Source organism: Gammaproteobacteria bacterium, from assembly GCA_022340215.1.
GTDB lineage: Bacteria > Pseudomonadota > Gammaproteobacteria > JAJDOJ01 > JAJDOJ01 > JAJDOJ01.
Window position 1 is genome coordinate 1 of sequence record JAJDOJ010000216.1, and the last position, 5170, is coordinate 5170.

The window sequence follows — 5170 nt, forward strand, 5'->3', positions numbered from 1 at the left end:
GGGATAGCGCCGAACGGTACAGTCAGTGGTCACCCTGAATGGGCGGCACGAGCAGCTGCGGGTCGACGTACGCCTTGCGCAGATTCATGCGCCAGTCCAGATGCGGCCCGGTCGCGCGACCGGTGGCGCCGATCTCCCCGATGCGGTCACCGCGGGACAGGACCTGCACTTCCTTCACCCGGACCCTGCTGAGGTGCAGAAAACTCGAGGACATGCCGTGTCCGTGAGCCAGTATCACGGTGCTTCCGGAGTCGTAGAGGTGGGGCTCGGCCAGGGTGACGATCCCGCCTGCGGGGGCATGAACGGGGGTCCCGGTGGGTGCGGCGACATCGACGCCGTAGTGGGGCCGCCGCGGTTGTCCGTTCAGCACCCGCTGGCTGCCATAGACGCCGCTGATCCGACCACTGGCGGGCCAGACAAAACCTTCCAGAAAATCCGTTCGCGGATCGATACGCTCCCTTGCCTTGCGAACCCGGGCGCCTCCTCCCTGATGCGCCCCAGGACGGCGGGATCCGGCGTCACCTTCTTCGGGGACAGGCCGTCGATGCGCTGAATCCGGTACTCACGCCGTTCCACGGATGGCAGCATTGCGAACCTGACTGAAAAGGCAAGAGTCAAGACCTGACCCTTTCTTATTGTGCACTCACACTTGACCACTGGCCCGGTTCAGGGCAGCCTCTCGTGCGCAAGGGATGATTAAATCGTGTCTCCGTGAATGTTTCCTCATCAACCGAAGCGATGATTCCGCCATGAATGAAGATGATGTGCGACGCCATGCTTTCGCAATGCCATTGACGAGTCCGGCTTATCCTCCCGGGCCGTACCGATTCGCGAATCGCGAATATTTCATCATCGCCTATCGCAGCGACCTTGCGGTCCTAGAGAAGGTCGTTCCCGCGCCGCTGAAGGTGCACGAGCCGATCGTGAAATTCGAGTTCATGAAAATGCCGGATTCGACGGCCTTCGGCGATTATTGCGAGTCAGGCCAGGTGATCCCGGTGCGATTCGAGGATGAAATCGGCGGCTACCAGCACGGGATGTACCTCAACGACCATGCCCCGATAGCTGCCGGGCGTGAGCTTTGGGGATTTCCCAAAAAACTGGGCAGCCCGAGACTGCAAGTGATTAAGGACACATTGGTGGGTACGCTGGATATCAACGGCATGCGCGTGGCGACGGGCACGATGGGATATAAGTATGTTTCGCTCGACTCCCAGTTGGTGTTTGATGCGCTCAGCGCGCCGACGTTTCTGTTGAAGATAATTCCGCACGTGGATGGCACGCCTCGGATATGCGAACTGGTGCGCTATACGCTGCACGATATCACCATCAAAGGCGTATGGAGTGGACCGGGTGCGCTCGCCCTGACCCCGCACGCGCTGGCGCCCGTCGCGGAACTCCCCGTTCTGGAGATTGTCTCGGCGACGCATATTCTCACCGATTTGACCTTGCCTCTGGGCAAGGTCGTCTATGATTATCTGAGGTAACCGAAGCACGTCACAGTACTGGGGGGATTATGCAGCTTAAAGACAAGGTAGCGATCGTGACGGGGGCCGCGAGCGGCATCGGCAAGGATATCGCAAAGTCCTTCGCGCGTGAAGGCGCCAAGGTCGTGATCGCAGACGTCAATCTGGAGAGCGCGCGTGTGGCTGCAGCGGACATCGAGAAAAGCGGAGCGAAGGCCTTCGCCATTGTCATGGACGTCAGTAACGAGCACCAGGTCGACGAGGGAGTCGATCGTACCGCCGACAAATTTGGCGGCGTCGACATCCTGGTAAGCAACGCCGGTATTCAGCATATTGACTCGGTTGTCGACCTATCGTTCGACAACTGGCGCAAGCTGCTTGCCATCCACCTCGATGGCGCATTTCTCACGACACGCGCTTGCCTTAAACACATGTATCGTTCGAACCGCGGCGGAACGGTTATCTACATGGGCTCTGTACACTCCAAAGAGGCCTCCCCACTCAAGGCGCCCTACGTAACCGCGAAGCATGGCTTGATTGGACTATGCAAGGTCGTGGCTAAGGAGGGCGCGGCACACCACGTGCGTGCCAATGTGATTTGTCCCGGCTTCGTGCGGACGCCTTTGGTCGAAAAGCAGATCCCCGAGCAGGCAAGGGAACTTCGAATATCCGAACAAGACGTCATCCAGAATGTCATGCTCAAGGAGACCGTCGATGGGGAATTCACCACCACTGACGACATCGCTGAGGTGGCCTTGTTTCTCGCGGCGTTTCCGACCAACGCATTGACGGGACAATCCATAGTGGTAAGCCACGGCTGGTTTATGCAATGAGCATTGCGCATGCCGGCAGGGACAAATCGCACGTCGAGACGCGCGTCGATTATCTGCTTATAGGCGGCGGACTGGCAGCCGCGACGGCGGCCGAAACGCTTCGCTCCGAGGATGGGACAGGCACGATCACGATTCTGGCCTCGGAGGACGTTCTGCCCTACCACCGTCCGCCGCTGTCCAAAGGGTATCTGCTGAGAGGCCAGGCTTTGGAACACTTTCTTGTCCAGCCACCCAGCTTCTATCTAGACAGCAGGATTGATGTTCGCCTGAACACACGAGCGATGCATGTCAACGCCAAGCGCAGGTTGGTTGAAACAGATCATGCGGAATCGTTTCGCTACAAAAAACTGCTGATCGCCACCGGATCTCAGGTGCGGCGTCTGGCGATGCGAGGGGAACAGCTCGCCGGGGTTTATTACCTGCGCACTTATGCCGATGCGACGGCATTACGGGCGGCAATGTCGTCCGCCAGAAATGCGGTCGTTGTCGGATCAAGCTTTATCGGAATGGAATTGGCCGCGGCTTTCGTCTCCCGTGGGCTGCGCACGACCGTGATTGCGAAGGAGAAGTTACTCTACGATCAACTGGCATCGCCCGAGATATCCGCGTTCTTTATGGATTTCTACAGATCGCGCGGCGTCGTAATGATATTGGGGCAAACGGTCACCGAACTACGCGGCGCCTCGTGTGTCACGGAGGTTGTCACGGACGCCGGCGCTGTTGTTCCCTGCGATATCTTGGCCGTCGGCGTCGGCGTTGAACCCGTCGTCGGCTTCCTCAATGATAGTGGTCTTGCTCTGGAAGAAGGTGTTCTCGTCAACCAGTACCTGCAAAGCAGTGACCGGAACATATACGCGGCCGGCGACGTAGCCATGTTTTATGACCCGGTGCGGCGTCGGCATCGCAGGATCGAACATTGGGACAATGCGGTAAAGCAGGGCCGAATTGCGGCACGAAACATGTTGGACGGCCGGGAATCCTACCGCGACGTCTCGATCTTTTACTCGGACGTGTTCGATATTGGCTTCAATTTCCTTGGTGATCCGCAAGGTCACGACCAACGCGTCATCCGTACCACGCTGTCGGGCGAATCCTTTTCGGTCCTCTATCTGAAGAACGACAAGCTGCAGGCGGGGTTCCTCCTCAAGCAGCCGGCTGCAGAAGAGCAGGCGGCGGGTTCGATGATCCTCAACCGTACTCCGCTCAGCCGCACGCCTGCCGACCTGGCGGATGTATCGGTGCCCCTGACTGCCTGGGCAACCCAGACCGTGTTGATTCTGCAAGGCGGCGGCGCGCTCGGCGCATTCGAATGCGGCGTGGTTAAGGCTCTGGAAGAGAACCAGATCTTCCCCGATGTGGTGGCTGGCGTATCGATTGGGGCCTTCAACGCCGCCATTGTCGCTAGTCACCCGCATCAGGCGGCCGCCGTATTACAGGCATTCTGGGAAGAATTGAGTATCCATTTCCCGCCAATGCCAAACGATGCGATTCGGCGGGCGTTGTCGTCGTGGTACTCACTGGCTTTCGGGAATCCGAAGTTCTTCCGCCCGCGCTGGCTCGCACCGATACTGACAGCGGCGCAGCTGCCGTACCGCTGGACCAGCATCTATGATCCGTCCCCAGTCAAAGATCTGCTGCGACGTTACGTCAATTTCGGGCGCCTCAAGGACAGCCCCGTGCGGTTGTTGGTCAACGCGGTAAACGTCGAGACCGCCGAGTTGGAAACCTTCGACAGCTATGTCGACGACCTGATCCCGGACCATCTGATTGCAAGTGGCAGTCTGCCGCCGGGATTTCCATGGACGACTATCGACGGCAGGCATTACTGGGATGGGGGACTCGTCAGTAACTCGCCCCTCGATCAGGTCGTTGAACGATGCGGGCTGGCGGACAAGAAAGTCTACATCGTCAATCTGTATCCCGGCAAAAAGCGACTGCCGACCGATCTCGGCGAGGTGACGGCTCGTCGCGACGAGATCGTGTATGCGGAGAAGGTCCGTCGGGATATCCGCACGCGGGAGCTGATCGAGAACTACAAACAGCTCGTCGGCGATCTCGTTGACCGCCTCGAACCCGAGGTTGCGGCGCAAATCATGCGGCATCCACTCTATATCGAAACTGTCGGCCAGTCAGGCCCCCTCTCCATATTGCGGATCGTGAACAAAGGGGAGCCGGGCGAAGGACCTTCGAAGGACTACGAGTTTTCGGCGGAATCGGCGGAGGAACACATCGCGGCCGGTTATAAGACGGCGCGCAGGGCACTCGGTGTTTCGCCGGCCGGTTCGCCTTGACGCGCACTGTCACCTCACAACCGGCCGAAGCTGGCCCTGGTTACCGCCTGTTCTATGGCATGTTCTATCGGTTGCCCATACTAACCCACCGCCTGCCCACACTGCGCCGGGATGGTGCGGGTGAGCATGGATAGCTTTTGAATCGAGGTTATTTCAAAGGGAGAGATGCATCTGCCGCCAAGACTTGGTAAATAGGTTTTGCGAACTATCAAAACCAAGCCGGAAAGACAGCAGATGCAATTGAAGACTATCCTCAACCATTGCCATAGATTCAAGTCCTTTGCGCAGCGCCGACGCACGAAGATTCTCGGTGAAGGAGGCACGCGGCCAATCTGAGGATTGGCGGCGCCGTGCCTCACGGGAAACGGCGTCGGCGGCCATCGGCCTGGCTCAAAAGACGCCCAAATAGAGGCTTGTAGGACGTCAGGCGATAGGCTGACCCCACCTGTCGGACAAGTGGCGGCGATCGCATGCAGGGCGAGCCCAGATCAAGCGTAATCGAAAGGGTCGGTTCAGCCGCTGGGCGATCTCCTGCGGATCCAGCCAAGGTCCGGTAAGGGTATTGCGGATAAAGCCGATC

General features: G+C 58.9%; 4 protein-coding genes and 1 pseudogene. 3 read left to right on the forward strand and 2 right to left on the reverse strand.

What is annotated here, in order from left to right; translation table 11 throughout:
- Positions 1–22: 22 nt before the first annotated feature.
- A pseudogene (locus LJE91_14870) lies at positions 23–576 on the reverse strand (M23 family metallopeptidase).
- A gap of 173 nt (positions 577–749) precedes the next feature.
- Here LJE91_14870 and LJE91_14875 point away from each other — a divergent pair.
- Genes LJE91_14875 through LJE91_14885 form a run of 3 tightly spaced genes read left to right on the forward strand, consistent with a single transcriptional unit; the run spans position 750 to position 4590 of the window.
- Entirely contained in the window at positions 750–1487 is a 738-nt protein-coding gene (locus LJE91_14875; protein ID MCG6869961.1) for an acetoacetate decarboxylase, read from the forward strand.
- A 29-nt stretch (positions 1488–1516) separates the two neighbouring features.
- Positions 1517–2299, forward strand: a complete 783-nt coding sequence (locus LJE91_14880) for a 3-hydroxybutyrate dehydrogenase (GenBank protein MCG6869962.1) — start codon at positions 1517–1519, stop codon at positions 2297–2299.
- Positions 2296–4590, forward strand: a complete 2295-nt coding sequence (locus LJE91_14885; GenBank protein ID MCG6869963.1) for an FAD-dependent oxidoreductase — start codon at positions 2296–2298, stop codon at positions 4588–4590. Before LJE91_14880 ends, LJE91_14885 begins: the two co-directional genes overlap by 4 nt.
- A gap of 153 nt (positions 4591–4743) precedes the next feature.
- Here LJE91_14885 and LJE91_14890 read toward each other — a convergent pair whose 3' ends face one another.
- Positions 4744–4971, reverse strand: coding sequence for a hypothetical protein (locus LJE91_14890; GenBank protein ID MCG6869964.1), 228 nt, complete (start codon positions 4969–4971; stop codon positions 4744–4746).
- Positions 4972–5170 lie beyond the last annotated feature (199 nt).

Coding starts and splice junctions, on each gene's coding strand:
- LJE91_14880 (MCG6869962.1), top strand. CDS start 1,517: ATGCAGCTTAAAGACAAGGTAGCGATCGTGACGGGGGCCGCGAGCGGC.
- LJE91_14885 (MCG6869963.1), top strand. CDS start 2,296: ATGAGCATTGCGCATGCCGGCAGGGACAAATCGCACGTCGAGACGCGC.
- LJE91_14875 (MCG6869961.1), top strand. CDS start 750: ATGAATGAAGATGATGTGCGACGCCATGCTTTCGCAATGCCATTGACG.
- LJE91_14890 (MCG6869964.1), bottom strand. CDS start 4,971: ATGGCCGCCGACGCCGTTTCCCGTGAGGCACGGCGCCGCCAATCCTCA.